Here is a 5,374-nt window from a genome sequence, read left to right as displayed (position 1 = left end):
CGCCGCCGAGGCCGGCCAGCAGCCCGGCCCGCACCAGATGACCGACCGCCGACGCGGTCACCTCCGGCCGCCACACCAGCGGCTCCCCCAGCGCCCGGGTCAGCCGGTCCGCCGCCTCCCACGCATCCACCAGCCGAAGCCCGGCCCGGACCGCCTCCGGGTCCGCCGCCTCCACCACCGCCCGCGACCACGCCCCCGGACCGGCGTCCGCCGGCGGAACCAGCCCCGACGCCGCCGCCCACCGCCACGCCGCCACCGGCACCCGCAACCGCCCCGCCGCCTCGATCTCGCCGTAGACCTCACGCACACGACCCATTGCCCGCACTCCCATCCACACCGAGCAGCCCGCCAACCGGACCACGCAAAAACCATGACGAACTATCACCAAAAGTGTCAACGCCCCGCTTTTTGACTAGAGTTGGGCGAACGCCGCATAAATCGCATACGCGTACGTGAGGGAAAAAATCACCCGGGAGAGGCAACGACGAGTCCCCGGTCGTACGGACGACGGCGGTAACGCACCGGCACGACGGCCGGACCAACAGCGCCCTAGGATGAGCCCGCCGACGTGGCTTGGGTGTGGCGCCCGGGCCGCTCCGGACCACTGGACCCCGCCCCCGTCGGGGCCCGGTGACAGCCCGGCCGCTGTACTCCTGTGCGCGGCGGCCAGGACGATCGAAGGGGCCCGTCCGTGCGGACGGGCCCCTTCGTGGTGCTGCGGCTGCACCTCACAGGTGTGAGTACTGCTGTTTCAGCCACTCCCCGGTGTCGACATCGCGGGCTGTCCGGTCGGGGCGGTACTCGATGGTGCGGCGCGGTGGCTCGGTGCCCTTCGTCCAGTCGGCGCCTCCGACCGCGACCGACAGCGTGACCGCCTCCGTGCGGTCCTTGACCGGCACCCTGACCTCTAGCTGTACGGGCATGGGGATTTGCCCCTCCGAGGCCGGCTCGACGTCCTCGCGCGCGGTCTGGTCGCCAGAGGCAATGCGGACTGTCCGCGCCGGCTGGTCCGAGTCCACCGTGACCGAGAGGATGACCGCGCTCCCGTCCCGGGTCCAGGATGCGAGCGTCTCCGCCGTGACTCCGTCAATCACGACATCGGCCGCCGAGACCCCCTTGTACGCAGCCTCGGCCGCTCCCGCCGTGGTCCGCGCCTCGGCCTTCTGCTCGCCCTGATCATCGAGCGCCTGCCGCCACAGGGACACGGCGCCCAGACCGAGGACCACGACAGCAGCCACGGCCGGCCACGCACGCCGCCGACGCCTCTCCGGCGCCTCGGCCGTCACCGCGGATTCGTGCGCGGCCGGAGCGACGGGGCCACCCGCGTACCCGGGGTCGGCCGGCTTCTCGTCCCACCACTCAACCTGCTTGCCCATGCGGCCGACCGTAGCGCGCAGACGGGCCGCCGTGGCCGAACTGCCGGACAGCTCGGCCACTTTGGCCCTGGTGGACAACCAGGCGCTGGCTTGATCACTCATGATCCCGTACGCGGTAATGTCCTGGCGCTCCCCCAGGGCCGCGAGATCGGCTGCCTCGGTGTACCGCCCCTGCCGGGCGGCCTCGATCGCGTCGTAATGCCGGCTGTCCCAGAGACCGCCCGGCACACTCTGGCCGTGGCCCTGGTCCTGGTGCTCCTGGACGTCGGGGACATCGCGCTCCTGGACGTCGTCCTCCCTCACGGTCAGGGCCTCTTGCGCGGCGCGGCGCCGAACGGAGGTGTCGGTCAGATGTACTTCGTCGGCGTCCCGGATGGTCTCCACCACGTCTACGTGATGGGGCCCGATCCTCCATACGGCCTGGCCCGGGTCGAGGTGCGGAATCATCGCGACGGCCCAGTCAGGCAGTCCGTAGAGCGCACCAACGGCGGCGGCTTCTTCGGGATTCAGCCGCCCGATGTGGGCAACCTCGCAGAGCCTCGCGAGGTCTTGAGCGCGTCCGCCGCCAAGGTCGGACAGCGTGTGCATGAGGACGTCGAGGGAGAGGCCAGATTTGCGGCTGTTCTTCAACAGCCTCTGAATCAACTCGGCCGTGGCGGGCGACAGCAGAATCTGCCACGCCTCCTCCAGGACCAGATGCCGGTGCACGGCGGTGGACTGCCGCAGCCACACATGCTCGACCCAGACCGTCACCGCCGCCATCAACGCCGGAATGGCCGGGGAACTGCGGTCCAGGGCGCTTAGGTCGAACGTCAGGATCGGAAGATCGGTGGGGGGAAGGGTCGCGTCCGGGCGGTCGAAAATGCCGCGCAACGACCCCTCGGTGTACCGGGACAGCGCTATGGCCACCCCCTCCCCCCAGTCAGCCAGTTTCACGGCCGGCCACCGGCCGTCCTCGGGCCGCAGAAGCGCGTCAACCAACCCGGTCAGGTTGACGGCCTTGGGGTCGTTGAGCGCGTGCTGTAGCGCGTGGGTGGACTGGTAGGTGAGCGCCCCGGGCTCGACCGCCGCGACCAGCGACCGGAGCAGCTGCTCTCGCACCTCGCGCGGCAGCATGGTGCTGCACGCGTTCAGCGCGAACGTGCCGGCCTCGATGACCTGGCCGCCCATGGCCCGGGTGAGCGCCCCCCACTCACCCGTACTGTCCTCCCCGAACGAGTCAATAACGACGTATTGGTGTCCGTGGTCGCGGATTTCGCGGCGCGCCCGGACCTTGCCCGTGGTCGATTTGCCGCTGCCGATACCGCCCAGCGCCAGGCTGTTGGTGGCGGGGAGGAGCGCGGTCGGTGTGAGGACCGGGGAGAGGTGGACCGGCCGTCCGTCGAGCAGGCTCCGGCCGATCAAGATGCCGGGAAACGTCGTGGTCGAGGCGACCAGCGGGGCGGTGATCGCGGCGTGGCTGGTAGGCAGACGGATCACAGGACCATGCCTTTCCGGGTGGCCGCCCCGTGGGCGGTGGTCATCACGTGGGCGCGGTGCTGCTGTCCCGGGAGCCAGTCCAGGCGCATCCGGTGCCGGTCGGCGGATAGTGCGGTCTGCCAGCGGGCCTCGGTGACGTCCTCGGGGCTGTCCCCCCACACCGTCAGATAGGCGTCCACGTCCACGAGGGTGGCGCCCTGGACGAGTGCGCCGTGCACGGCCTGGCCGGCCAGCGCGTGGGAGTCCTGCTTGATCCTGTCCGTGGTGAACGCCGCACCGGCCGCGCTCTGCCATTTCGCGCTGCGGTGCGACTGCGCGGCCGGCAGCGGCCGGTAGAGCACCGCCAGGGACCGGTCGCCGTCGTGGCCCAGGAGCAGCCGGGGCATCAGGTCCCCTGCGGATTCCTCGGGCCATGCGGTGATTCGGGCGGTGGACGCGTACCGGCCGTCGTCCAGCTCGACCCAACGGGCGTCCCTCCGGACCACGGCGGGCAGCGGTTCCGGCTCCACGGGGGTGAGATCACCCAATGCGGCGAACTCCCCCGCGATGGTGTCGATCACCCGCGCGGGGTACCCCACCAGCCCCCGGGGGACGTGCACGGAGACCGTCTGCGCGTGGGACCTGTACTCACCCGCCGTGCCGTGGTGGGCCACATGCACCTGAATCCCGCCGGACCGGGCCTGCCCGCCGGCGAAATCCAGGGCCCGCGCGAACCCCTCGTGAAAAGCGGCGCGGCGGTGGGCATCCTGCATCGTGCCGTGGGCCGGGTAGAGGGCCCATGTCGCGGTCTGGCCGCCGGTCCGGGAGACCGCGCGGGCCGGGGCTGTGCGCTCGGTCAGGTGCCGGGCCCCGACAGCCGCCCAACGGCCGATCGAGCGGGGCCCCAACGCCACGTTGAGCACGCCCGCGACTGCGGCGACCGCCCCGAACGCCGCGACGGGCGGTGGGCTGATCAGCGCCGACATCAGCACCGCCGCCCCGGCCCCGCCGTTGATCTTCGTCAGCAGGGATTCGGCGGGGCTGAGCCCGCGCTGGATCGCGGGGACGCGGTAGCCGGGGGCCAGGGTGTACACGTCAGCCTCCTATCGGGTCGGGGGTGTCGAGGGCGGCGGCGGGGTCCGGCCCGGCCCGGCCGGCCGAGGACCGGGAGCCGGAGCAGGGGCGGGGGCGGGGCCCGGTCGGGGCGGCGGGCCCGGGGGCCGGGCGGTGGTCGGCTGCGCGACAGCCGCCCGCGCCTCCCGCCGGGCCTCCATGAGCCGCTGCCGGCGCGGCGCCTCCGCCTCCGCTTTGGCGACCGCGGACCCGATGGTGAGCTGCGGCGAACGGGGTTTGACCGGGAGCCCGTACGCGGCGGCCAGAACGTCGCGGTCCTGTGCGACGGCGCGGCCCGGGGTGGGCACCAGCCGGGTGCGGGCCACGGTCTCCTGCTCGTAGAAGTCGGGGGACGCGGTGCGGGCCAGGGCCAGCATGACCGGGTTGTCGGACCGGCGCTCCACGGCGGTCCGGGCCGCCCGCGCGAGCCTCGGGCCGAGATAGGGGAGGCCGTGGAAAATCCACCGGACCATGACCACGTCGGCCGCGACCAGCAGGACGGAGTCCAGCACCAGCGACCCCCGGGCCATGGCCACGAACGGCACGACCAGCAGCAGCGCGAACGGGGCGAACATCAGCCCCAGCAGACGCAGGGCCCATGCGCGTACGGCCGACGTGTCGCCTCCGCGCGCCACGGATGCCAGCACCAGGGGGGCCAGGCAGATGAAAACGAGGATGCCGAGGCTGCGGGTCATGAACACGAGCGCCGCGAATGCCAGGGCCACAACGAGTGCGGAGACGATGAGGAGCAATGCGAGCGGGTTACCCGAATCCTGCGCTTTGTCCAGGTCGGTTTTGATGACCTGGAACAAAGTTCCCTCATTCGAGTTGAACGCACTCTCGAACGCCTCGCTGATGGCTTTGTTGAGCAGCACGACGACACCGGGTACGGACGCCATGCCGACCACGGCCGCGAGCGTCGCCCCGGTCGACGTACCAAGCTGGCGGAGGCGCGGTGCACCCTGCCATGCGGTCAGGGCGCACACGACGACGACGCACAGGAAAATGGCAATCGCCAGGTGCTGACCGAGCCACAGAAATTGCTGATAGATGAAATTGTCGCTTTTCTGCGGCGCCCACACTTCCTTCGGTGCGAGCATTCCTTGAATGGCATTGATCAGGGAATCGGCGAGATCCTTTACGTGGTCGGACGCCCCATCGGTCAGCCCTTCCGGTTCTTTGACGGAGGGCGGCAGCCCATCCGGCTTGGATTCGGGGAGTTCACCGAGGCAGTATTTTTTGGCGACCCCCCGAATGTATTTGCAGGCGTCTTTGTCAGTCACCAGCACGGGGGGACTCCGCACTCGTCGGATTCGCGTCGGTAACGGTACCGAAAAGGGTGTCTCCGTACATCGCGAGAATCACGGCCACGAAAAGCACACCGACAGCCATCAACCCCCTTCGCAGGGCCACTTTGGGGTCGCCGG

3 protein-coding genes and 1 pseudogene are annotated in these 5,374 nt (G+C 70.8%); all 4 read right to left on the bottom strand.

The annotated features are described in order from the left end of the window. A pseudogene (locus FKN01_RS32780) lies at positions 1-316 on the bottom strand (hypothetical protein); the annotation flags it as partial. 412 nt (positions 317-728) lie between these two features. After that, a complete protein-coding gene (locus FKN01_RS31840; protein WP_143626125.1) occupies positions 729-2,855 on the bottom strand; it encodes a hypothetical protein in 2,127 nt (708 codons plus the stop codon). Further along, positions 2,852-3,928 (bottom strand): hypothetical protein, encoded by a 1,077-nt coding sequence (locus FKN01_RS31835; protein WP_143626124.1) that lies wholly within the window; start codon positions 3,926-3,928, stop codon positions 2,852-2,854. The genes FKN01_RS31840 and FKN01_RS31835 overlap by 4 nt, the downstream gene beginning before the upstream one ends. A 9-nt stretch (positions 3,929-3,937) precedes the next feature. Further along, positions 3,938-5,236 (bottom strand): hypothetical protein, encoded by a 1,299-nt coding sequence (locus FKN01_RS31830; protein ID WP_143626123.1) that lies wholly within the window; start codon positions 5,234-5,236, stop codon positions 3,938-3,940. Positions 5,237-5,374 lie beyond the last annotated feature (138 nt).

It is taken from the genome of Streptomyces sp. 130 (genome assembly GCF_007096885.1).
Taxonomy (GTDB): Bacteria; Actinomycetota; Actinomycetes; order Streptomycetales; family Streptomycetaceae; genus Streptomyces.
The sequence above is the reverse complement of the archived record's forward strand: the minus strand, read 5'-3'. Positions and strand labels throughout refer to the sequence as shown.